Raw genomic sequence first — 22,427 nt, 5'->3', positions numbered from 1 at the left:
TTCGCTCCGCCGGATCCACGGACCCGCCGGTGCCCCGAGCGTAGCCGGTGCCGTACCGGCGGTGGAGCTTTCGCGCGGAAGGCTCCACCCGTAGGCTCCGGATACGCCGACGGCGGTGGGCGATCCGGATGATCCGGACCGGCCCACCGCCGTCGGGTGAGAGAGGACTGTCAGGCGTCGGCGCCGATGATGAAGGCCTCGAGCGCGGCACGCGCCTTCTCGTCGGCCATCTGGACCGGCGGGGACTTCATCAGGTAGGCCGAAGCCGGGAGGATCGGGCCACCGATGCCGCGGTCCTTGGCGATCTTCGCCGCGCGGATGGCGTCGATGATGATGCCGGCGGAGTTCGGGGAGTCCCAGACCTCGAGCTTGTACTCGAGGTTCAGCGGGACGTCGCCGAAGGCGCGACCCTCGAGGCGGACGTACGCCCACTTGCGGTCGTCGAGCCACTCGACGTAGTCCGACGGGCCGATATGGACGTTGCGGTCGTGGACCTTGCCGGACAGCGGGCCCGCGAGGTTCGAGGTGACGGCCTGGGTCTTCGAGATCTTCTTCGACTCGAGGCGCTCACGCTCGAGCATGTTCTTGAAGTCCATGTTGCCGCCGACGTTCAGCTGGTAGGTGCGGTCGAGCACCACGCCGCGATCCTCGAACAACTTCGCCATCACACGGTGGGTGATGGTGGCGCCGACCTGCGACTTGATGTCGTCGCCGACGATCGGGACACCGGCGTCGGTGAACTTCTGCGCCCACTCCGGATCGGAGGCGATGAAGACCGGCAGCGCGTTGACGAAGGCGACACCGGCGTCGATGGCGCACTGGGCGTAGAACTTGTCGGCCTCTTCCGAGCCGACCGGCAGGTAGGAGACGAGAACGTCCACCTCGGCGTCCTTGAGGACCTGCACGACGTCGACGGGCTCGGCGTCGGAGACCTCGATGGTCTGCGCGTAGTACTTGCCGATGCCGTCGAGGGTGTGGCCACGCTGAACGGTCACGCCGAGCGGCGGAACGTCGGCGATCTTGATGGTGTTGTTCTCGCTCGCGTTGATCGCCTCGGACAGATCGAACCCGACCTTCTTGGCGTCCACGTCGAAGGCGGCGACGAACTGGACGTCGCGCACGTGGTAGGGGCCGAATTCGACGTGCATCAGGCCGGGGACGGTGGTCTCGGGGTCCGCATCCTTGTAGTACTCGACGCCCTGGACCAGGGAGGAGGCACAGTTCCCCACGCCCACAATGGCCACGCGCACCGCGGTGCTGTTCTCACCCATGGTCGGGTTCTCCTTCTTTGTTGCGTGCTGCTGACGACTGCTCGGCGGCGATCAGTTCGTTGAGCCAGCGCACTTCGCGCTCGCTCGACTCGAGGCCGAGCTGATGAAGCTGACGGGTGTACCGATCGAGCGTGCCGCTGGCGCGTCCGATCGCATCGCGGAGCGCCTCTCTGCGCTCCTCGACCTGGCGCCGCCTGCCCTCGAGGATCCGCATCCGCGCTTCCGCGGGGGTGCGGCCGAAGAAGGCCAGGTGGACGCCGAATCCGTCATCGGTGTAGTTCTGCGGTCCCGTATCGGCGACCAGCTCGGTGAAGCGTTCGCGACCCTTCGCGGTGAGCCGGTAGACGCGGCGGGCGCGTCGTTTCACGGAACCGGGGACCCCCGGATCCTCGTCGATGAGCCCGTCTGCCTGCATTCGCCGCAGGGTCGGATACAGCGACCCGTACGAGAACGCGCGGAACGGTCCGAGAAGCCCGGTGAGACGCTTGCGCAGCTCGTAGCCGTGCATGGGCGATTCCAGGAGGAGCCCGAGAATTGCCAGCTCCAGCACGGGTCACCTCCTGCGTCGTCCGAACCAACCGATTGATACGACGCAGAACTATATCGCGCCGATATATACGACCATACGCTGGGTCCGATACATGTGACGTCGTAGACCATCTGCGTCACTCCTCGCCCCTGTCCGAGCAGGGCGCACGTACTCTGGAACCCGTGCGAATTCAGCGGCAGGTGGTGGACTACGCGTTGCAGCGACGCTCGCTGCTCGCGGAGGTCTACTCGGGGCGGCGCGGAGTCAGCGAGGTCTGCGACGCCAGCCCCTACCTGCTGCGGGCGGCGAAATTCCACGGCAGGGGCAGCGACGTCGTGTGCCCGATCTGCCGCAAGGAACAGTTGACCCTCGTCTCGTGGGTCTTCGGGGACAAGCTGGGTCCGGTGTCCGGTTCGGCGCGCACCCCCGAGGAACTGGTGCGCATGGCCGCCAGCCAGGAGGAGTTCTCGGTCCACGTGGTCGAGGTGTGCCGAACCTGCAGCTGGAACCATCTCGTCCAGTCGTACGTCCTGGGTTCGCAACCTGCCCCCAAGAGCCCTCGTCGCCGGTCGGCGGGGCCGAAACGTCGCACCGCCAGCGAGTGAGCGGACGCGCCGGGAGTCGTCACCGTACGCTTTTCGGTGGTCTTCGCTCCTGTGTCCGACCGGCACGACCGAACGCCGTGTCCGACGACTGCGGCGGGCGTCGTCATGTGCGGCCGTCCGCGGAGCAGTGTGAAGGCGCGGCGTGACACGTCGCGAGAACAGTTGGAGATGAGTACGTGAGTTCCCCCGACAACGAACCCGAGGACAACAGGTCCGTCCCGCCTCGGAGCAACGGGTCCACCGGCCCCTCGCCGGCGCAGCGCCCCGGACCGTACCCCGGTCCGGGTCGGCAGGGACCCGCTCCGCAGAATCCGGGAGTCCAGGGATCTGCCCCCCAGGGTCCGGGTCAGCGTCCTGCACCGCAGGGCCCGGGACAACCACCTGCTCCGGGTCCGAACCAGGGCCGCCCGCTGCCTCCCCGCCCGCGTCCCCAGGGACAGCCGGGCGCCCAAGCGCAACCGGGGCAGCCGCCACGACCGGCCGGCCCGCCGCCGCAGCCGGGGCAGCAGCCCCGTCCCCCGCAGGGCCGCGCGCCGCAGCAGCCGCAGCAGTACCCGCCGCGCGGCCCCGTCCAGGGTCGCCCCCCGGCCCCCGGTCAGGCGCCGAACCAGGCCCGTCCGGTCGCCGGCCCGCCCTCGGGCCCGAACCCGACCCAGGGCCCGAACGCCGCACAGAACCGTCCCGTGCCCCCGCGTCCCGGCGCGGTCTCCGGCGCCGCGGTTCCTCCCCAGCAGCGCCCCTCGCAGGCCGATCCGACGGTCGCGATGCGCCCCGCCGCCGCTTCAGCGGCCGGCCGGCCGGCCGACGCCCCCACCACCCGGGTGAGCGACCCGGCCCGCACGACCCGCGTCGGTGCCGTGTCCCCCAACCGCCCGGCCGGCGGACCTCCCACCGGTGGCCCGCCCACGGCTCCTCCCGGTGGTGGCTCCGGTGGCGGAGCGGGCGGCGGCGGTAAGGGCAAGGGCAACCGCTGGCGGACGATCCGCCGCGTCTGCTACGGCCTGATCGCGGCGGGCATCATCGTCCCCGCGCTCGCGTTCATGCTGGCCTACATCGTCCAGGACGTGCCCAGGCCCGGTGAGCTCCAGACCAACCAGGCCGCCACGATCTACAACTCCGACGGCCAGAGCGTCATCACCAAGGTGATCCCGCCCGAGGGCAACCGCACCGAGGTCGACATCGACGCGATCCCCCTGCACGTCCGCAACGCCGTGCTCGCCGCCGAGGACCGCGACTTCTACAGCAACCCCGGCTTCTCGATCACCGGCTTCGCCCGCGCCGCGCGCGACAACGTCCTCGGACGCGAGAGCGCCGGTGGCGGCTCGACCATCACCCAGCAGTACGTGAAGGTCGCCCTCGTCGGTTCCGAGCGGACCCTCACCCGCAAACTCAAGGAACTGGTGCTGTCGACCAAGATGGCCAACCAGTGGTCGAAGGACGACATCCTCGCGGCGTACCTGAACACCATCTACTTCGGTCGCGGCGCCTACGGCATCGCGGCGGCGTCGAACGCCTACTTCGGCAAGCCCGTCGGTGAGCTCACGGTCGAGGAGGGCGCCGTGCTGGCGTCGTCGATCCAGTTGCCGTCGCTGCTCGACCCGGAGACGAACCCGGAGGGCGCCGAGGCCCGCTGGAACTACGTGCTCGACGGCATGGTCACCGCCGGCACCCTCGACGCGGCCCAGCGCGCGGGCATGCAGTACCCCGCCTACGTCCCGATCGCGGAACTCGACAACGGCGACCAGTCGACCGGCCCCGAGGGCCTGATCAAGAATCAGGTCATCGCCGAGCTGGCCCGCGAGGGCATCGACGAGAACCTGCTCAACACGGCGGGCCTCGAGATCACCACGACCATCGACACCCAGGCGCAGGAGGCCGCGCTCGACGCGGTGCGCACCAACCTCGAGAACGAACCCGAGGAGCTCCGCACGGCGGTGGTGTCCGTCGACCCGCGGTCCGGTGCCATCCGCGCCTACTACGGCGGTGAGAGCGGTGTCGGCTTCGACTTCGCGCAGTCCGGCCTGCAGACCGGTTCGTCGTTCAAGGTGTTCGGTCTCGCCGCGAACCTCGAACAGGGTGTGCCGCTGTCGCAGACCTACGACAGCGGTCCGCTCACCGTCAACGGCATCAGCATCGGCAACGTCGAAGGCGAGTCGTGCGGGCAGTGCACTATCGCCGAGGCCCTGAAGCGGTCGCTGAACACGAGCTTCTACCGGATGATGCTCCAGATGGACAACGGCCCCCAGGCCATCGCCGACATGGCGCACAAGCTGGGTGTCGCCAAGGAGCTGCCGGGCATCGGCCCGACCCTCACCGAACCCGACGGCGCCGGCCCGAACTACGGCATCGTGCTCGGCCAGTACCAGTCGCGGGTGCTCGACATGGCCTCGGCCTACGCCACGCTCGCGGCCTCCGGCGTCCACCACGATCCGTACTTCGTGCAGAAGGTCGTCACCTCCGACGGCGAGGTGCTCCTCGACCGCGGTACCCCCGCGGGTGAGCAGGTGGTGGACGCGGCGGTCGCCGACAACACCACCTCCGCGATGACCCCCATCGCCGCGTACTCGAACGGCCATGCCCTCGCGGGCGGCCGCCCCTCCGCCGCGAAGACTGGTACCGCCCAGCTCGGCGACACCGGCTCCAACAAGGACGCATGGATGGTCGGCTTCACCCCGTCGCTGTCGACGGCCGTGTGGATCGGCACCGAGGACGGCCTGCCCCTGGAGAACCGCTGGGGAGGCATGATCTACGGCTCCGGCCTGCCCTCGGACATCTGGAAGGACACGATGGACGGCGCCCTCGAGGGCACCGAGGTCGAGTCGTTCCCGAAGCCCGATCCCATCGCCGGCGTCGCGGGTGTGCCGGCCTGGACGGCTCCCGCCACCGCCACCGCGACCACCCAGCAGCAGACGACGACCACCAGCGTCGAGCCGACCCTGCCGGAGGTCCCGCAGATCACCACGCAGAACGTGGAGATCTTCCCCGGCGTGACGATCCCGGTTCCGGGCGTCGCACCGCAGACCACCACCCAGCAGGTCCCCGTGCCGGGTGGCCCCGGCGAGGACGAAGGCCCGGCCGGTGGCACCGGTGACGACACACAGGGTGGTACGGGACCGCAGAACGGCGGTGCGGGCGCCGGTGGCCAGCAGGTTCCGGGGGCACGTGGCGGCCAGCTGCAACCGCAGGGCGGATTCTGACGGTCCTCGCGGGGTAGCCTCGCCGCGTGAGCGACGTCCGAGCACACGATCCTCGGCCGGTGGTGTCTCCTGCACCGCCGGCCGAGGATCGTCGTTCGGTGGACTGGCGCGACACCCCGGGCCGCACCGACCCGATGGTCGCGCGGTTGAGCACCGTCATCGGCGGCCCGGTGGGCCGGCACGCGGTGCTCGGCCGCACCCGCTTCCTCACCCCGCTGCGGGTGATGCTGCTGCTCGCCGTCGTCTTCCTGGCGTTCGGCTGGTTCGGCAAGGCCGCGTGCATCCAGCAGGGACCGGTCGGGGCCGACGGGGCACTCGGCCTGGACTGGGGGAACAACCGCCAGTACGTGGCCATGTGTTATTCCGACATCGTCCCGCTCTACGGCGCCGAACGGCTCTCCGAAGGCGCCTTCCCCTACCGGACGTCCTGGGAGGAACCCGGCGCCGACGGGGCGATGCAGACCCGGTACATGGAGTATCCGGTGCTCGCCGGGCTCTACCAGTACGGGTCGATGCGGATCGCGAAGGCCTGGGACGCCACCCCCTGGCTCCCCGACGCGCTGCAGGTGGCGATCTACTTCTGCGTCGTCGCGCTCGGCCTGGCCCTCGCGTGGCTCGCCACGGTGTGGGCCACGGCCATGTCGGCGGGTCGCCGGATCTGGGACGCCGCGCTCGTCGCTGCCTCACCCCTGGTCGTCGTCCATGCCTTCACCAATTTCGACGCGCTGGCCACCGCGTGCGCGGCCGGGGGTCTGCTGGCCTGGGCGCGGCGGAAACCCCTGCTGGCCGGGGTGCTCCTCGGTCTCGGCGCCGCGGTGAAGCTGTATCCGCTGCTGCTGCTCGGTCCCCTGCTGGTGTTGTGCCTGCGCACCGGCCGGCTCGGGGTCTTCGCCCGGACCGCCGCCGCGGGCGCGGCGACCTGGCTGGTGGTGAACCTGCCGATCATGCTGCTCTACCCGCGGGGCTGGGCCGAGTTCTTCCGCCTCAACTCCGAGCGCGGTGCCGATCCCGACTCGATCTACAACGTGCTGCGCTCGTTCCTCGGCCGGCCGGACTGGCCGGTGCCCACCCTCAACGTCGTCTCGCTCGTGCTGTTCGCCGCGGCGTGCGCCGGGATCGGGGTCGTCGCTCTGACCGCGCCGCGCCGGCCGCGGCTGGCGCAGCTGTGCTTCTTGGTGATCGTCGCGTTCCTGCTCACCAACAAGGTGTGGAGCCCGCAGTACTCGCTGTGGCTGGTGCCGCTCGCCGTGCTGGCGATCCCGCACCGCCGCGTGCTGCTGGCCTGGATGACGATCGACGCCCTGGTGTGGGTGCCGCGCATGTACTACTACCTCGGCCCCGACCAGAAGGGCCTGCCCGAGCAGTGGTTCACCGCCACGGTGTTCCTGCGGGACGTCGCCGTCGTCGCGCTGTGCGCGGTGGTTCTCCGGCAGATCTACAGGCCGGTGGAGGACCCGGTGCGCTACGGCTTCGTCGACGACCCCGTCGGCGGGATCCTCGACCAGGCGCCCGACTCGCCGCCGCGGTGGTTGCCGGACCGGTTGAGGCCCGCCCACCGACGGGGGTCGAGGGAAGAATCATCCGAACGGATGATGTCGCACGCGCGGCCCCCGTCCTAGGCTCGGAGAAGAGCTGTAAGGGGGACCGATGACCACCGGCGGGCGGGGATTCGATCGAGGGGTCGAGAGCACGGCCACTCGGTTCACGACATGCGAGCTGGCCTGGTCGGTCGCCGCCGGGGACACCGCCGCCGTCCCCGCTCTCGTGCGCGAGCTGCACCCCCACATCGTCACCTACTGCCGGGGACGGGCACGGCTCGTCGGCAGCCCCTTCGCGGACGCCGATCGTCTCGCCGTGGAGGTGTGCCGCACGATCCTGGCCGAACTCGCCGCGCCGTCGGGCGCCGATCGGCCCTTCGTCCGCACGGCCTACACGATCGCCGCCGACGCGGCCGACACACGGTTCCGTTATCCGGCCGGGTCTCCCCTCACCCACGTCCAGCAGGAGATCCTCATCCTCCGCACCCTCGTGGGCCTCGATCCGCGGCAGACCGCGACCGCGCTGGCGCTCGCACCCGCCCGGGTGGGCGTCGAACAGCATGCGGCGCTGTCCTCGCTCCGCGTCGCCTGACACCCTTGCGCCTCATCTGCCCGTTCGGCGAGTTGTGGCGTTGATATCCGTTTCGTCACATTCGGATCACGGGGCTGTCGGGGGCCTGTGGACCACGCGATGGAGGACGCCGTGCCCTGCACCCCCGACGACCCTTGACCGTTCGCCTTCCGGCGTGTCACCACTCCTCGAGCGTGGTCAGCCCGTCCTGAAGGGCGCGGGCCAGCAGGCTCGCCTTCGTCGGAGCGTCCCGCCCGGCCGACGCGTACTTGACGCGGATCCGCTGCAGATGGGTGTTCAGCGTGCCCACCGAGATGAACAACCGGCGCGCGGCCTCACCCTTCGACTCCGCTCCCAGCCAGGCCAGCAGCACCTCCTTCTCGCGCGCACTCAGCAGGGGACGCACGAGATCGTTCGGGCGCGTCGGCCGGAACGGGGAGTGATCGGGCCGCGCGTTCATGGATACCGCCTCTCGGGAAAAGTCGGTCGTGCCCGGAACCGGGCGATCGGGATCGGGAGAAGCCGTCCCGGGAGCCGGGACGGGCGACACGGACCACTTCGGGGGGAGAAAGTCCGATTCGCCGTATTCGCAACGATTCGATTATCCGGCCCGCGGGCACGCGAGGACCCCGTCGGACGGTGATCCCGTACGAAATCCGTACAGCCATACACCTTCTACCTGCGCAAACGAAGACACACCTCAGGGGGGAACCGTCCATGACGGACATCGACGTGGAGCCGGCCGACCCGGCCTCCATCACCTCGCGCGCCGACTTCGGGCGCGCCCTGACCGCCCTCCGCACCCGGGCCGGACTGTCCATCCGCGACGTCGTCGACGCCTCCGGTGCACTGCACGGCACCGTCGCCGGATGGTTCTCCGGCCAGCACCTGCCCACCCGCGCGAGCGAGCCGGCCTTCCACTCCGTGCTGCAGGCCTGCGGCGTCACCGACGAGAACGACCGGCAACAGTGGATCGACGCCGCGCGGCGCGCCCGGCAGGCACGCGCCCGGCGGCGGACCACCGACCCCGTCCCCTACCGCGGCCTCGCTCCCTTCCAGGAGGAGGACGCCGAGTGGTTCTACGGCCGCGACCGCCTCACCGACGAGGTCCTCGGCCGGATCCGCGCGGCGATCGCCGGCGAGGGCCCGCGGGTCCTCTTCGTCATCGGTCCCTCAGGGTCCGGCAAGTCCTCGCTCCTGCGTGCCGGCGTCGCCGCGACGGTGGGCTCGCGACCGGAGTTCGCCGACTGGAAGGCGGTGGTGCTGACCCCGTCCTCTGCGGGACCCGACAAGGCCGTCGCCGCCCTGAACGTCGACGCCCCCACCGTGCTGATCGTCGACCAGTTCGAGGAGTTCTGGACGCTCGGCGACGACGAGGGCCGCGCCGACTTCGTCGACCGTCTCGGGGAACTGTCCGCCGGGGTCGTCGTGGTGCTCGGGTTGCGCGCCGATTTCTACCCGCTCGCCGCGCGCGAACCGCGGCTCGTGCCGATTCTCGAGGCCGGTCCCGTGGTGGTCGGGCCGATGTCGCCCGAGGAACTCGAGTCCGTCATCGTGCAACCGGCGGTCAAGGCCGGTTCGACGGTGCCCACCGAACTCGTCCAGGTCCTGCTCGCCGACCTCACCCCGCGCACTTCGCGCTCGAAGGGGGAGGCCGGCATGCTGCCGCTGCTCTCCCACGCCCTGCTCGGCCTGTGGCAGCGCGCCGACCGCCGCACCCTCACCGTCGCCGACTACACGGCCATCGGCGGTATCTCCGGAGCCGTCCAGCAGACCGCCGAGGAGGTGTACTCCACGCTCGGTCCCGGCCGGCAGGCGCTCGCCCGCCGCGTGTTCCTGCGCCTGGTCAACGTCGAGGACGACACCCAGACCCGCCGGCGCGTGCCGCGCAGCGAACTGGCCTTCACCGACGGCGACGGGGTGGACGAGATCGTCGACCGCTTCGCCGACGCCCGGCTCCTCACCGTCGACGAGGACTCCGTCCAGCTCTCCCACGAGGTGCTGCTCACCGCCTGGGACCGGTTGCGCGGCTGGATCGACTCCGACCGCGTCGGCCTGACCGTGCACCGTGATCTCACCCGCGCCGCGCAGGTGTGGGAGGACAGCGGGCGCGACGAGAGCGCCCTGCTCGGCGGCGGCCGCCTCGTCCTCTTCGAGGACTGGAGCCGCACCGACGACAACGGTGAAGCCCTCAACCGGCTCGAACGAGAGTTCCTCGCCGAGAGCGTCGCGCACCGCGACGCCGCCGTCGCCGCCGAACGTCGGCGGACCGCGGTGCTGCGCCGCCTCGTCGGTTCGCTGACCGTGGCGTCGGTCGTCGCCCTCGTGCTCGCGATCGTCGCGACCGTCGCCGGGGTCCACGCGCACTCGCGGAGCATCGAGGCGCAGCAGGCCCGCGACGAGGCGATGTCGCGTCAGATCGCCACCGTCTCCTCCCAGTTGCGCGCCGTCGAACCGTCGGTCTCCGCCCAGCTCGCGATCGCCGGCTACCAGGTCGCCGACACCCCCGAGGCCCGGTCGGCGCTGCTCGACGCCACCGGGGTGCACGTCCCACTCCGCCTGGCGGGCCCACCCGGCCCGATCCTCGCCCGCGCCACCGCCGACGGCGGTCTCGTGGTGAGCGCCGCCTCGGACGGGCAGGTGCGGATCTGGACGGCCGACAGCCGCGGCCCGGAGACCGAACCCCTCACGACGTTCACCGCCGGTGACGGCGTCGGCGAACTCTACGCGCTCGCCGTCTCCCCGGACGGGAACTCGGTGGCCGTGGGCGGTCAGGGCGGCATCTGGCTGTGGGACATCACCGATTCCGCCACGCCGGATCGGGTGGCCGTGCTGTCCGGTGAGGAGAACACCGCCTACGCCCTCGAATTCTCGCCCGACGGAACACGACTCGTCGCCGGTGTCGGCGACGGATCGATCCTGCGGTGGAACGTCACCGACAGCGGTGCCGCCGCGCTGCCCCCGATCCCCGGGGCGGCCGAAGGGGCGGTGTTCCCGGTCTTCTCCCCCGACGGCCGGCTCCTCGTCGCCGGTGGCCGCCAGATGTCGCTGCGGGTGTGGGAGACGGAGCGGTGGGACACCGAGATGGTTCCGCGTTTCGAGACGGCGCCGGACGGAAGTACTCAACACGTTCTGGCCGTGGCGTTCTCGCCGGACGGGCACACCTTCGCGGCCGGCACCACCGGCCGGCGGGTGATGCGCCTGGACCTCACCGACCCCGCGGCCCCGGTACCTCTGCCGGACCTCGACGGGTTCACCAGCTACGTCAACTCCGTCGCCTTCGATCCCGACGGACGGCGGATCGCCGCGGCGAGTTCCGACAACACCGTGTGGCTGTGGGCGGACGCCACCGACCCCGAGCCCGCCGCGCCGATCGCGACGCTGCCCGGATCCAACCCGGTGACCTCCGTCGTCTTCGTCGGCGACCGGGCGCTGCTCACCACCGCACTGGACGGCGCGGTGCGCTGGTGGCCGCTGCCCGGTCCCGTACTGCCCGCCGACGAGACGATCTACGTCAACCCGATCGGGCCGGACGGTGATCTCGTCCTCTTCGGGCAGGGCCGGTCGGGAGAACTTCCGTTGTGGGACATCGGCGATGCCACCGAGGCACGGGAACTGCCCCCCCTGGACCCACCGGTCGAGACCCGGTTCAGCGGTGCCGCCACCCTCGCGCCCGACGGAAGGCTGGCCGCGGGCGGCACGTCCACCGGGGCGGTGCACCTGTGGGACGTCGAGGACCCGGAAGCACCCGCCTTCACGGGCACGGTCGAGGAGGCGGTGCCCGGTGTGGTGGGCGCGGTGAGCTTCGACCCCTCCGCTCCGGTGCTCGCGGTGGCCCCGACGGAAGCGAAGACGGTCGCCCTCGTCGACGTGTCCGATCCGGCCGCCCCGCGCGTGGTGAGCACCTTCGAGACGAACGACCTGCCGTACATGATCTCGTGGCATCCCACCGCGCACGTCCTCGCGGTGGCTGCAACCGACGGCAACATCGAACTGTGGGACACCTCGGATTCCGCTGCGGCCCGGAGGATCTCGGTGGTTCCCGGATTCGACAGCCAGACGCAGGCGGTCGCGTTCGGACGCGGCGGCACCCTGCTCGCCGCCGCCAGCGCCGACCGCACCATCCGACTGTGGGACGTCACCGATATCGCTGCCCCGCAGGATCTCTCGCGTATCACCGGCCCGGCCGACGCGGTGTACTCGGTGCAGTTCTCCCCCGACGGCGAGCGACTCGCCGGGGGCATCGGCGACGGTACCGCCTGGATCTGGGACGTGAGCCGACCCGACGAACCGAAGCTGCTCGCGACGCTCACCGCCTACGGAAGCCGGGTCTACGATGCCACATTCGCCGACGACGGCGAGGTGCTCGTCGCGGGTGGCCCGGATCTGTCGGTGCGGCTGTGGCAACTCGATCCGGCGCTCGCCGTCACGCGCCTGTGCGACTCGGTCGGCAGCCCCGTCACCGAGGACGAGTGGGAACGCTATCTGCCGGGCGTGCCGTACCGGCAGCCGTGTGCGGAAGAGGACTGACCCCTGCTCAGATCCGCAGGGCGGTGAACGGTGCGACGGGAAGGTTGCGCACCACGAACCACACCGCCACGACCACCAGCACGACGTGCGGGGTCCACCGGTACCGCGTCCACCGCGGCATCGGTGTGCCCCGCACCCGGCCGACCGTCCACACCGCGAACAGCACCGCGGCGACGACGAGCGCGACCACACCCAGCGCGTTGTAGTGCACGGCCGCCGGGACGTCGAAATGCACCAGCGAGTACAGCATCCGGGAGAGCCCGCAGCCCGGGCAGTGGATGCCGAACAGGGTGTAGGTGGGGCACGGCGGGATGATGCCGCCAGGGGTCGTCGGATCCGCCCACGCCACCAGCGCGCACACCCCGGCGGCGCCCGCGAGGACGACGGCGGGGGCGGCGAGGGGATGGGCGGTCCGGGTCACGAGATGCTCTTCTCCAGCCGGTCCCGGGTGGCGGGCCATTCGTCGTCGAGGAGCGAGAACAACACCGTCGTCCGCCAGCTGCCGTCGCGACGACGCCGATGCTTGCGGAGCAGTCCCTCCTCCTGCGCGCCGAGACGCAGCACCGCGGCCCGCGACCGCGCGTTGCGCTCGTCGACCTGCCAGGTCACCCGCACCGCACCGAGGACGTCGAAGGCGTGCTGCAACAGCAGGTACTTCGACTCGCTGTTGACGTGGGTGCGCTGTACCCGGGTCGCCAGCCAGGTGTAACCGATGACGAGCGTGCGGTGCTTCGGCTCGATCCCGTAGTAGGAGGTCGACCCCAGCACCTCCCCGGTCGCCCGGTCGACGATCGCGTAGGGCGACCGGGAGGGATCCGCATCTGCCTCACGCACGAACGCGGACGCGTCGTCCAGATCGCGGATCACGGTCGAGGACCACGCGAAGATCGCGTCGGGATCGTCCGCGGCGGCCACCAGCCCCGGGGCGTGGGACCCGCGCAACGGTTCGAGGCGGATCCGGGGACCTTCGAGTACCGGATGCTCCATCCATTCGGGCACTGCATGCTCCATCCAGATGTCGGTCGACGCACTCCCTCCGGGATGGTCGGTCGGCGGCTGTCGTCCGTCTTCTCGGTACGCCGCCACGGGTCCCGGGGCGAGCTCCGGAGGAAGACGAAGAACAGGACGATCGACAGTATGGCCCGGCCCCACACCCCGACGTGCACGAGGACCAGGGGCAGCGTCTCGTCGGTCATGCCCGCCGTGGCCGCGAACCACCGGAAGATGCCGATCCCGATCGCCAGGTCGGCGACGAGATAGGCCGCGACGAGCCCCCACGGCACGCGCAGCAGGATCAGCAGCGGCAGCAGCCACAGCGTGTACTGCGGTGAGTGCACCTTGTGGAAGAGCAGGAAGCCGCACAGCATCGCCGCGCCCGTCCCCAGCCACGGGTACACCCCCTCCCGCAGGTAGCGACGCCATCCGAGGCACAGTGCGAGCACGAGCGAGGCCGCGACGAGCGCCGGCGACAGCACCGCCACCAGGTCGATGAACTCCTGGGTGTTCTCGTACTCCTGGTAGCCGCCGAGCAGCGGTCGCAGCCCCCAGTACCAGATCGAGTTGCTGGTCCCGTCGGCCTCGCGGTTCTGCTGGAAGACGAACGACGCGCGCCATCCCTCGTAGCCGAGGAGGGCGAACGGCGCGTTGATCGCCGCGGCGACGACCGCGGCGGTGCCCGCGACGGCGAGTGCCCCCGACACGTCCCGGCGGCGTTCGGGAGTCTCGCCGCCCGTGAACACGTAGGCGATCAGCGGCAGTACGAACAGGCCCGGATAGAGCTTGAGGCAGAACCCCACCGCGAGGAGCGCCGCGGCGATCACCCCGCGGGTGCGCAGCGACCAGCGCTGCACCGTCATCACCGCGAACGCGGCGACGGTCACCGCCACGACCGACAGGTCCCAGTTGAGGAAGGCGTAGAGCACGAGCGGCGGCGTCGCCGACCACAGCAACGCGGCCCAGCCCGCCATGCGCGCGAGCAGCCACGCGGTGACCAGTCCGAAGGGGGCGAGCAGGAGCGCCGAGTGCAGCAGGAACTCGGTGTCGTTGTGGGCCCCGAGCGCACCGATCCACATGAGCACCCCGCTGAGCACCGGATATTCCACGGTGCCGCCGGTCAGGGCGCCGGTGTCGGTGATGCCGCCGTCGATGAACGGGAAGACGTGCAGGTTGATGCCGCGGCCGATCCACAGCTGCTGGATGTCGGAATAGCAGACGTGTGCGTCCTTGATCTCCTCGAACCGCAGGGTGCGGCCCTCGGCGTCGAACGGTCCCCCGGCGCAGCGTGCCTTGTTCAGCCAGCCCAGCAGCAGCATCACCGCGCAGGTCAGGACAGCGACGAGCGAGACGGTCCGGGGGCTCGTACGCATGTCCTCACCCTAGGTCAGATCCCGCCTCGCGGGGGGACGACGATTTCGCTGCTCACCGGGCCGTCGTGTACCCTTCATGGGTTGCTGACGCAACGACCCTCCTGTCACGGATCGTCCGTGACCGTTCACAGTCCATAGGAGGTGATGAGGTCTAATGCGTCGTTACGAACTGATGATCATCCTGGACCCCAGCCTGGATGAGCGCACCGTCGCTCCCTCGCTGGAGACGTTCCTCAATGTCATCCGCAAGGAAGGCGGCAACGTCGACAAGGTCGACGTGTGGGGCAAGCGTCGTCTCGCGTACGAGATCGCCAAGAACAGCGAAGGCATCTACGCGGTCGTCGACATCACCGCTACGCCCGCTGCCGTTGCAGAGCTGGATCGCCAGCTCGGCCTGAACGAGTCGGTGCTCCGCACCAAGCTTCTGCGCCACGGCAAGTGAGCCTGTCGGCGTCGGGCCGTAGGCTCTGGCGCATCAGGACTCCACACACTGCAGGAGGAACCACATGGCAGGCGACACCGTCATCACCGTGGTCGGCAATCTGACCGCCGACCCCGAACTGCGTTTCACCCCCGCGGGTGCTGCGGTTGCGAACTTCACGGTCGCATCCACTCCCCGCGTCTTCGACCGTCAGACCAACGAGTGGAAAGACGGCGAGGCTCTGTTCCTGCGCTGCAACATCTGGCGTGAGGCAGCGGAGAACGTGGCCGAGAGCTTGACCCGCGGCTCGCGCGTGATCGTGCAGGGCCGGCTCAAGCAGCGCAGCTACGAGACGCGTGAGGGCGAGAAGCGCACTGTCGTCGAACTCGAGGTCGACGAGATCGGCCCCTCGCTCCGTTACGCCACGGCCAAGGTCACCAAGGCCGGCCGCGGCGGTGGCGGAGGCGGCTTCGGCGGTTCCTCCGGTGGATCGGGCGGTGGCCGTCCCACCGCGAACGTCGGCGGAGACGACCCGTGGGGCGACGCCCCGCAGGCCGGCTCGTTCGGCGGCGGCGGGGACGACGAGCCTCCGTTCTGATCCGACCTTCGATCGGAACTTCCTAAATTACGGAGAAAGACCATGCCTAAGTCGCCCGCGCGCGAGAAGGTTTTGAAGAAGAAGGTCTGCACCTTCTGCAAGGAAAAGAACGTGCAGATCGACTACAAGGACACGGCGCTGCTGCGCAAGTACGTCAGCGACCGCGGCAAGATCCGCGCTCGCCGCGTCACCGGCAACTGCGTGCAGCACCAGCGCGACATCGCTACTGCTGTCAAGAACTCTCGTGAGGTGGCTCTGCTCCCTTACGTCTCGACGACTCGCTGAGGAAAGGGAGGGACACGATGAAGCTCATCCTCACTGCTGACGTGGACAACCTCGGTGCGCCTGGCGACACCGTTGAGGTCAAGGACGGCTACGGCCGCAACTACCTGCTGCCCCGCGGCCTGGCGATCGTCGCCACCCGTGGCGCCCAGAAGCAGGTCGAGGGCATCCGTCGCGCCCAGGCTGCGCGCGCCGTGCGCAACCTCGAGCACGCCCAGGAGCTCAAGGCCGCCATCGAGGGCCTCGAGAACGTCGAGCTGAGCGTCAAGACCTCGGACTCGGGCAAGCTGTTCGGTTCGGTTACCGCCGCCGACGTCGCCGGTGCCCTCAAGGCCGCCGGTGGTCCGGTTCTCGACAAGCGCATCATCGAGCTGCCGAAGGCTCACATCAAGGCGACCGGCAAGCACCAGGTCGTCGTGAAGCTGCATCCGGATGTCACCGCGAAGTTCACCCTGAACGTCGTGGCTGCCTGATTCCAGCTCTTTCGAGGAGCCCCGTGCCTGGTAGGCGCGGGGCTCCTCGTCGTCTGTGCACAACCTGTGGATAACTCTGTGACGAACCACACCGATGTGAGTCCACAGCGTGTCGTTCCGGGAACGAACAGGTTGACACGCCCGACCCTCCGACACGCCGAAATACTTTTTCTCCACAGGTGTGAACAGGCATTTTTCGCTTACGACCTGGGGAAATGTAGAGTGTGAGATGCACTGTCCCCAAGTTGTCCACAGACGGTGCACAACTCTGTCCTCCCATTTCCACAATTCATCCACAGCGCTGTGCACAACCCGAGTTGTGGAGGGCTGATCCGATCCCTAACGTCGAGCGCACGACTCCACACACAGGTTGTCGGTAGGGGCGAGTAGAACCGGAGACGAACCCCGGTACCGGAACCGGGAGTGCGTGCAGGTATCCGGCGGCTCGTTCCGGCCGGGCATGGATACGTGGAGGAAGGCAGGCACTGCATTGGCGGTCGTGGACGATCGTGGAAATCCCGACTACCCGGGCCCTCCCGAAGAGCCGGGTGGCGACTTCGGTCGGCAACCCCCACAGGATCTCGTGGCCGAGCAGTCCGTGCTCGGCGGCATGCTGCTGAGCAAGGACGCCATCGCCGACGTCCTCGAGGTGCTGCGCCCCGGCGACTTCTACCGTCCCGCGCACCAGGTCGTGTACGACTCCATCCTCGACCTCTACAGCCGTGGTGAGCCCGCCGACCCCGTCACGGTCTCCGCCGAACTCGACCGGCGCGGCGAGCTCAAGCGCATCGGTGGCGCCGCCTACCTGGTCACCCTCACCCAGACCGTCCCCACCGCCGCCAACGCCGGCTACTACGCCGAGATCGTGGCCGAGAAGGCCATCCTGCGCCGCCTCGTCGAGGCCGGCACCCGCATCGTCCAATACGGCTACGCCGGCTCCGAGGGCCAGGACGTCGCCGAGGTCGTCGACCGCGCCCAGGCCGAGATCTTCGAGGTCGCCGAGCGGCGCACCAGCGAGGACTTCGTGCCCCTCGAAGAACTCCTGCAGCCCACGATGGACGAGATCGACTCCATCGCCAGCCGCGGCGGCATCTCCCTCGGTGTGCCCACCGGCTTCCAGGAGCTCGACGAACTCACCAACGGCCTGCATCCCGGCCAGATGATCATCGTCGCCGCGCGTCCCGGTGTCGGCAAGGCGCTCGCGCTCGACACTCCCCTGCCCACCCCCACCGGGTGGACCACGATGGGCGAGGTGCAGGTCGGCGACGAACTGCTCGGCGCCGACGGCCGGCCCACCCGGGTCGTGGCCGCCACCGAGGTCATGCACGCCCGCCCGTGCTTCGACGTCGTCTTCTCCGACGGCACCGTGCTCGTCGCCGACGAACAGCACCAGTGGCGCACCACCGACGGCCGCATCCGCACCACCGGTGAACTCGCCGCCGACGTCGATGCCCGGCACGCCGTCGCACACGCCGCTCCCCTGTCGCTGCCCGCTGCCGACCTGCCGGTCGCGCCGTTCACCCTCGGCGCGTGGCTGGGCGGTCCGTCCTCCGACCCCGAGGTGCACATGCGGGTCGACGGAGAGGGCGGCTTCACCGGTGAGCTCCTCGAGCTGGGTGCCCACATCCCCACCGAATACCAGCGGGCCTCCCAACAGCAGCGTCGCGAACTCCTCGCCGGGCTGCTCGACGCCGGCGGGCAGATCGACGACGACGGCACCGTCCGCTTCACCGCGTCGTCACCGCAGCTCGCCGACGACGTCGCCGAACTCCTCGCGGGCCTCGGCCACGCGCCGGTGCTCGACGGCACGGAGGTCGCCTTCACCACCGACGACGACGTCTTCGTCCTCCCCAGCAAGGCGTTGCGGCACAAGGAATGCCGTTCCGACGTCCTGCGGGAGCGGCGCATCGTGGCGGTCCGTCCGGTCGCGTCGGTGCCGGTGCGCTGCGTCGAGGTCGACGGCGACCACATGTATCTCGCCGGTCGCACCATGGTGCCCACGCACAACTCCACGCTCAGCATGGATTTCATGCGCTCGTGCTCCATCAAGCACGGCATGGGCTCGGTCATCTTCTCCCTCGAGATGGGCAAGACCGAGATCGTCATGCGTCTGCTGTCGGCGGAGGCGAAGATCAAGCTCGCCGACATGCGGTCCGGTCGCATGACCGACGACGACTGGACCCGCCTCGCCCGCCGCATGAGCGAGATCAGCGAGGCACCGCTGTTCATCGACGACTCGCCGAACCTGACGATGATGGAGATCCGCGCGAAGGCGCGGCGGCTCAAGCAGAAACACGACATCCGCCTCATCGTCGTCGACTACCTGCAGCTGATGACCTCCGGCAAGAAGGTCGAGTCGCGTCAGCAGGAGGTCTCCGAATTCTCGCGTAGCCTCAAGCTTCTCGCGAAGGAACTCGAGGTCCCGGTCGTCGCGGTGTGTCAGCTCAACCGTGGTCCCGAGCAGCGAACCGACAAGCGCCCCATGGTCTCCGACCTCCGTGAGTCGGGCTCGCTCGAGCAGGACGCCGACATGGTCATCCTGCTGCACCGCCCCGACGCCTTCGAGCGCGACGACCCGCGTGGCGGCGAGGCCGACCTCATCGTCGGCAAGCACCGTAACGGCCCGACGGCCACGATCACCGTCGCCCATCAGCTGCACCTGTCGCGGTTCGTGGACATGGCCCGCGGCTGACCCCCTCCTACAACGCGTTCGCGCGCCCTGCAGACACATACACACCTTCTGAACGTGCGTAAACGTCTCCAGGGCGCGCGAACGCGTTCGTCAGTGGGCTGCCTTGCTCTTCCGCTTCGGGATCAGGTGCGCGACCAGCACGATGATCATGCCGACCACCAGGCCCACCAGTGCCGACGTCACGGTGCCCGCCGTCCACGACAGGACACCACCGAAACCGTTGTGCACCAGTTCGCCTGCCCAGTGCTCGAGGTCGTGGAGGCGGTCGGCGGGCCAGTGGAAGCCGGCCTCACCGACATTGACGAGCAGGATGTGGCCACCCACCCACAGCATCGCGGCGATACCGACGACGGTGAGCACCGCCATCAGCTTCGGCATCGCGGCCACCAGACCCCGGCCGATCTTCTGCGAGAACGTCGACTTGCGCTGGGCCAGCGCGAGACCCACGTCGTCCATCTTCACGATCAGCGCGACCACGCCGTACACGAGGGCGGTGATGAAGAAGGCGACGATGATGAGCACCAGCAGTCGGGTGAGGAACGGTTCGTCCTCGACCGACGACAGCGAGATCACCATGATCTCGGCGGAGAGGATCAGGTCGGTGCGGATCGCGCCGCTGACCATCGACTTCTCGAGTTCCGGCCCGGCCGCGGCGGCGGGGACGTCGTCCTCGTGGTGCCCACCGGTGAACGCCTCGTAGACCTTCTCCGCTCCCTCGAAGCACAGGAACAGGCCGCCCGCGATGAGCAGGTACGGCAGGGCCTGCGGCAGGAACTGGCTCAGGAGCATCGCGACCGGCAGGATGATCAGCAGTTTGTTGCGGATCGAGCCGATCGCGATCTTGCGGATGATCGGCAGTTCGCGGTCGGGAGTGAAGCCGTGCACGTAGCGCGGGGTGACGGCGGTGTCGTCCACCACCACACCGGCCGCCTTGGCGCTCGCCTTGCCCGCCGCGGCACCGACGTCGTCGATGGATGCCGCTGCCGCCTTCGCGAGCGCCGCGACGTCGTCCAGCAGGGCGACGAGACCACCAGCCACGGGAACCTCCCAATTGTCCGGCTGTTTCCGAGCCGATCGAACGACACGCCGTTGCGGTCGCGTTCGAACGGTACCGAATCCGAAACTACGCGCCTCGGCCCACCGAGGGGTCGAACACGCCCCGCCGCGGAGGGCGGGCGTGGTTCCAGTTCAATGGACGCATGGCCAACTCACCGTCCGGTGACTCGATGCTCGATCGTGTCGTCCGCATCCTCGAGTCGTTCGACGAGGAACAACCGCGGCTGACGGTCGGTGCGCTCGCCCGCAGGGCCGACATCCCGCCGGCGACGGTCTACCGGCTCGTCGGGGAGATGACCCGCCACGGTCTCGTCACCCGCGACCCGGACGGCCGGGTGCGTCTCGGCCTGCGGTTGTGGGAGCTGGTCGCGCGGAGTGCGCCCGCCCGCGACCTGCGTGAGGCGGCGCTGCCCTTCCTGCAGGACGTGCAGTCGGTGGTGCACCAGCACACCCAGCTGGCCGTCCTGGAGAACGACGAGGTGCTCGTCCTCGAACGGCTCTCCGCGTCGGAGTCGGTGGTGAACCAGGCGTCGGTTGCCCGCCGCATGTCCGCGCACCGCACATCGATGGGCATGGCGATGCTCGCCTTCTCCCCCACCGACGTGCAGGACGCCTACCGGCGCCGCTATCCGGAGGTCGAGGCCCTCTTCGCCTCCACCACGACCCGGGATTTCCGGCGGGTCCTGGCGGAGATCCGGCGTCGGGGTTTCGCGAGCTTCGACGGCCTGCTCGACGACGGCACCACCGGCATCGCCGTTCCCGTCCTCGCCCGGTCGGGGCATGCGCTGGCGGCTCTCGGAGTGGTGGTGCCCACCGGGACGCACCGCAAGCAGACGATCGTGGGTGTGCTCATGACGGCGGCGCGCGGCATCGCCCGCAGCGTGGGGCAACAGCCCGCGGAGTGATCTGCCCTTCGGCTCCTAGGTGTGCGAGCCGGGCGCCAGGATCTCGTCGAGCCGGTCGAGAACCCTTCTGTTGAGCAGGGTGCGGTTGGTCATCTCGCAGTGTTCCCCCGCGCCCTCGGCGTCGGTGAACCGGAGGAGAGTCACCTTGTCGCCGAGTCGATCTCCGAAGACGCCCGCACCGCGTGCGAGGGGATCGTTCTCGGCGGCGGTCACCACGACCGGGCACGAGATGCGCTCCCCGATCCCGTCGAGGGTGTACTCGTCGAGTGCGGCGAACAGTTCCCGGATGTCCGAGACGCCGTGGACCCAGAAGCCGCGGGAGACGAGCTTCCACCGCAGCGCCGGATCCGCCTGTACCGCAGACATGATCGCCTCGGCGTCCTGCGCGCTCATCGACAGCGGATCGTCCAGCACCTCGGGTGGGAGACCGAACGCCGCGCCGAGGGCCCGGGCGCCGGCCGCGACGCTCCACTGACCGGGATCGGCGACCACCGCTGCCAGGCGGTGCTCGCCGGAGGCGGCACGCGGCGCGAGATGTCCGCCGAGGCTCCACCCGCTGAGGACGATGCGTTCGGGGTCGATGATCGGTGACGCCACGGCGTGGTCGATCACCGCGCGCACCACCACTTCCCAGTCCGGTCGCAGCGGCACGTTCTGTTCGTAGAGCATCTCGCCCTGTCCCGGTCCGTCGAACAGGAGGCAGTGGTAGCCGCGCCGCAGTGCCGCGACGGCCGACGCGAAGTACATGTCGGTGATCGTGGCGTCGTAGCCGTTGGTGAAGACGATCAGGGGGCGCACGCTGTTCTCGTGGCCGGGTGCGGGAATCAGGTAAGCCGGCAGCGTGGTGTCCTCGAACGGAATCCTGCTGGGGGTCACCGGCGTGTCCCCGATCGCCAGCCCGGCATCGAAGGCGGCCCTCTGCTTGCCGAAGGCGGTGAGCAGCCGCGGATCGACCGGGGAGCCGTACAGCGGGTGGTAGGCGGTCGCGTAGTAGGCGCTCGCCCGCAGGAACAGTTCCCGGGCCGAATTGTCGTGCCCGGCGGCGGCGCAGGACTCCGCTTCCGTGACGAGGCGGTCGCCGGCCTCGATCCATGCCGTGTGGAAGTCCCCGTCGTCCCCGTCGCCCACCCGGCGGGCCACCGCCGCGATCTCACCGAAGTCGGCGCCGCCGTAGGGGATGTAGGCCAGTGGCCAGGTCCCGAACTCGTCGTGGAGGTGATCGTGGAACAGAAGACCCATTCGAGTGCTCCTTCGGTCGAGGTCCGTGGATCGATCGGTTCCTCTGCACGGTGGCGGCACGGCGCCGTCGCCGCCACTCGACACGGCGGATTTCACCCTCGATGTCGCCGAACGGGAGCGTGACGTGACGAGAACGGCGGCGCCCCCGGGATCC

General features: G+C 69.7%; 19 protein-coding genes. 11 read left to right on the top strand and 8 right to left on the bottom strand.

Annotated features, from left to right (window positions below; translation table 11 throughout):
* Window positions 1-170: 170 nt before the first annotated feature.
* Window positions 171-1,271, bottom strand: coding sequence for an inositol-3-phosphate synthase (locus tag OED52_RS20350; protein ID WP_264152620.1), 1,101 nt, complete (start codon window positions 1,269-1,271; stop codon window positions 171-173).
* Entirely contained in the window at window positions 1,264-1,821 is a 558-nt protein-coding gene (locus OED52_RS20345) for a PadR family transcriptional regulator (protein ID WP_264152619.1), read from the bottom strand. Before OED52_RS20345 ends, OED52_RS20350 begins: the two co-directional genes overlap by 8 nt.
* A 161-nt stretch (window positions 1,822-1,982) precedes the next feature.
* Between OED52_RS20345 and OED52_RS20340 the strand changes: the two genes are divergently transcribed.
* The 4 genes from OED52_RS20340 (at window position 1,983) to OED52_RS20325 (ending at window position 7,732) form a co-directional block, all read left to right on the top strand.
* The gene (locus OED52_RS20340; RefSeq protein WP_264152618.1) at window positions 1,983-2,405 is read left to right on the top strand and encodes a DUF5318 domain-containing protein; all 423 of its coding nucleotides are present in this window, start codon (window positions 1,983-1,985) and stop codon (window positions 2,403-2,405) included.
* A 683-nt stretch (window positions 2,406-3,088) separates the two neighbouring features.
* Window positions 3,089-5,602 carry a transglycosylase domain-containing protein gene (locus tag OED52_RS20335; RefSeq protein ID WP_264152617.1) on the top strand — a complete coding sequence of 838 codons (2,514 nt, stop codon included), beginning with the start codon at window positions 3,089-3,091 and terminating at the stop codon, window positions 5,600-5,602.
* 26 nt (window positions 5,603-5,628) lie between these two features.
* Window positions 5,629-7,221 carry a glycosyltransferase family 87 protein gene (locus OED52_RS20330; protein WP_264152616.1) on the top strand — a complete coding sequence of 531 codons (1,593 nt, stop codon included), beginning with the start codon at window positions 5,629-5,631 and terminating at the stop codon, window positions 7,219-7,221.
* A 28-nt stretch (window positions 7,222-7,249) separates the two neighbouring features.
* Entirely contained in the window at window positions 7,250-7,732 is a 483-nt protein-coding gene (locus tag OED52_RS20325; protein ID WP_264152615.1) for an RNA polymerase subunit sigma-24, read from the top strand.
* A 157-nt stretch (window positions 7,733-7,889) separates the two neighbouring features.
* Here OED52_RS20325 and OED52_RS20320 read toward each other — a convergent pair whose 3' ends face one another.
* Entirely contained in the window at window positions 7,890-8,171 is a 282-nt protein-coding gene (locus OED52_RS20320) for a response regulator transcription factor (RefSeq protein ID WP_264152614.1), read from the bottom strand.
* 257 nt (window positions 8,172-8,428) lie between these two features.
* Here OED52_RS20320 and OED52_RS20315 point away from each other — a divergent pair, with 257 nt between their 5' ends.
* Window positions 8,429-12,241 (top strand): nSTAND1 domain-containing NTPase, encoded by a 3,813-nt coding sequence (locus OED52_RS20315; RefSeq protein WP_264152613.1) that lies wholly within the window; start codon window positions 8,429-8,431, stop codon window positions 12,239-12,241.
* Between the two features lie 7 nt (window positions 12,242-12,248).
* On the opposite strand, the gene OED52_RS20310 is transcribed toward OED52_RS20315, so the two are convergent.
* Genes OED52_RS20310 through OED52_RS20300 form a run of 3 tightly spaced genes read right to left on the bottom strand, consistent with a single transcriptional unit; the run spans window position 12,249 to window position 14,607 of the window.
* The gene (locus OED52_RS20310; RefSeq protein WP_264152612.1) at window positions 12,249-12,701 is read right to left on the bottom strand and encodes a DUF2752 domain-containing protein; all 453 of its coding nucleotides are present in this window, start codon (window positions 12,699-12,701) and stop codon (window positions 12,249-12,251) included.
* The gene (locus tag OED52_RS20305) at window positions 12,659-13,183 is read right to left on the bottom strand and encodes a GNAT family N-acetyltransferase (RefSeq protein WP_264152611.1); all 525 of its coding nucleotides are present in this window, start codon (window positions 13,181-13,183) and stop codon (window positions 12,659-12,661) included. The genes OED52_RS20310 and OED52_RS20305 overlap by 43 nt, the downstream gene beginning before the upstream one ends.
* Complete coding sequence (locus OED52_RS20300; protein ID WP_264152610.1) at window positions 13,105-14,607, bottom strand: glycosyltransferase 87 family protein; 1,503 nt, start codon at window positions 14,605-14,607, stop codon at window positions 13,105-13,107. The genes OED52_RS20305 and OED52_RS20300 overlap by 79 nt, the downstream gene beginning before the upstream one ends.
* A 154-nt stretch (window positions 14,608-14,761) precedes the next feature.
* Here OED52_RS20300 and rpsF point away from each other — a divergent pair, with 154 nt between their 5' ends.
* The 5 genes from rpsF (at window position 14,762) to dnaB (ending at window position 19,073) form a co-directional block, all read left to right on the top strand.
* A complete protein-coding gene (gene rpsF, locus OED52_RS20295) occupies window positions 14,762-15,049 on the top strand; it encodes a 30S ribosomal protein S6 (RefSeq protein ID WP_264152609.1) in 288 nt (95 codons plus the stop codon).
* A 64-nt stretch (window positions 15,050-15,113) separates the two neighbouring features.
* The gene (locus OED52_RS20290; RefSeq protein WP_264152608.1) at window positions 15,114-15,626 is read left to right on the top strand and encodes a single-stranded DNA-binding protein; all 513 of its coding nucleotides are present in this window, start codon (window positions 15,114-15,116) and stop codon (window positions 15,624-15,626) included.
* Window positions 15,627-15,668: 42 nt separating this feature from the next.
* On the top strand, window positions 15,669-15,911 hold the full coding sequence (gene rpsR / locus OED52_RS20285; RefSeq protein ID WP_264152607.1) for a 30S ribosomal protein S18: 243 nt from the start codon (window positions 15,669-15,671) through the stop codon (window positions 15,909-15,911).
* 17 nt (window positions 15,912-15,928) lie between these two features.
* Entirely contained in the window at window positions 15,929-16,381 is a 453-nt protein-coding gene (gene rplI, locus OED52_RS20280; RefSeq protein ID WP_264152606.1) for a 50S ribosomal protein L9, read from the top strand.
* A gap of 490 nt (window positions 16,382-16,871) precedes the next feature.
* A complete protein-coding gene (gene dnaB, locus OED52_RS20275) occupies window positions 16,872-19,073 on the top strand; it encodes a replicative DNA helicase (RefSeq protein ID WP_264152605.1) in 2,202 nt (733 codons plus the stop codon).
* Window positions 19,074-19,163: 90 nt separating this feature from the next.
* Here dnaB and OED52_RS20270 read toward each other — a convergent pair whose 3' ends face one another.
* Window positions 19,164-20,111 carry a DUF808 domain-containing protein gene (locus OED52_RS20270; RefSeq protein WP_264152604.1) on the bottom strand — a complete coding sequence of 316 codons (948 nt, stop codon included), beginning with the start codon at window positions 20,109-20,111 and terminating at the stop codon, window positions 19,164-19,166.
* 161 nt (window positions 20,112-20,272) lie between these two features.
* On the opposite strand from OED52_RS20270, the gene OED52_RS20265 reads away from it, so the two are divergent.
* The gene (locus tag OED52_RS20265) at window positions 20,273-21,034 is read left to right on the top strand and encodes an IclR family transcriptional regulator (RefSeq protein ID WP_264152603.1); all 762 of its coding nucleotides are present in this window, start codon (window positions 20,273-20,275) and stop codon (window positions 21,032-21,034) included.
* Between the two features lie 15 nt (window positions 21,035-21,049).
* On the opposite strand, the gene OED52_RS20260 is transcribed toward OED52_RS20265, so the two are convergent.
* Window positions 21,050-22,273, bottom strand: a complete 1,224-nt coding sequence (locus OED52_RS20260) for an alpha/beta hydrolase family protein (RefSeq protein WP_264152602.1) — start codon at window positions 22,271-22,273, stop codon at window positions 21,050-21,052.
* Between the last annotated feature and the right edge of the window lie 154 nt (window positions 22,274-22,427).

Origin of the sequence: Rhodococcus sp. Z13, assembly GCF_025837095.1 — a bacterium.
Lineage (GTDB): Bacteria > Actinomycetota > Actinomycetes > Mycobacteriales > Mycobacteriaceae > Rhodococcus > Rhodococcus sacchari.
Note: the sequence above shows the minus strand (reverse complement) of the source record. Positions and strands in the feature narration are given on the sequence as shown.

What these genes read in the sequence shown, in the direction of transcription:
- OED52_RS20265 (WP_264152603.1), top strand. Translation starts at nt 20,273, where the DNA reads ATGGCCAACTCACCGTCCGGTGACTCGATGCTCGATCGTGTCGTCCGC.
- OED52_RS20325 (WP_264152615.1), top strand. Translation starts at nt 7,250, where the DNA reads ATGACCACCGGCGGGCGGGGATTCGATCGAGGGGTCGAGAGCACGGCC.
- OED52_RS20315 (WP_264152613.1), top strand. Translation starts at nt 8,429, where the DNA reads ATGACGGACATCGACGTGGAGCCGGCCGACCCGGCCTCCATCACCTCG.
- OED52_RS20310 (WP_264152612.1), bottom strand. Translation starts at nt 12,701, where the DNA reads ATGGCCCGCCACCCGGGACCGGCTGGAGAAGAGCATCTCGTGACCCGG.
- OED52_RS20260 (WP_264152602.1), bottom strand. Translation starts at nt 22,273, where the DNA reads ATGGGTCTTCTGTTCCACGATCACCTCCACGACGAGTTCGGGACCTGG.
- OED52_RS20320 (WP_264152614.1), bottom strand. Translation starts at nt 8,171, where the DNA reads ATGAACGCGCGGCCCGATCACTCCCCGTTCCGGCCGACGCGCCCGAAC.
- OED52_RS20300 (WP_264152610.1), bottom strand. Translation starts at nt 14,607, where the DNA reads ATGCGTACGAGCCCCCGGACCGTCTCGCTCGTCGCTGTCCTGACCTGC.
- rpsR (WP_264152607.1), top strand. Translation starts at nt 15,669, where the DNA reads ATGCCTAAGTCGCCCGCGCGCGAGAAGGTTTTGAAGAAGAAGGTCTGC.
- OED52_RS20290 (WP_264152608.1), top strand. Translation starts at nt 15,114, where the DNA reads ATGGCAGGCGACACCGTCATCACCGTGGTCGGCAATCTGACCGCCGAC.
- rpsF (WP_264152609.1), top strand. Translation starts at nt 14,762, where the DNA reads ATGCGTCGTTACGAACTGATGATCATCCTGGACCCCAGCCTGGATGAG.
- rplI (WP_264152606.1), top strand. Translation starts at nt 15,929, where the DNA reads ATGAAGCTCATCCTCACTGCTGACGTGGACAACCTCGGTGCGCCTGGC.
- OED52_RS20350 (WP_264152620.1), bottom strand. Translation starts at nt 1,271, where the DNA reads ATGGGTGAGAACAGCACCGCGGTGCGCGTGGCCATTGTGGGCGTGGGG.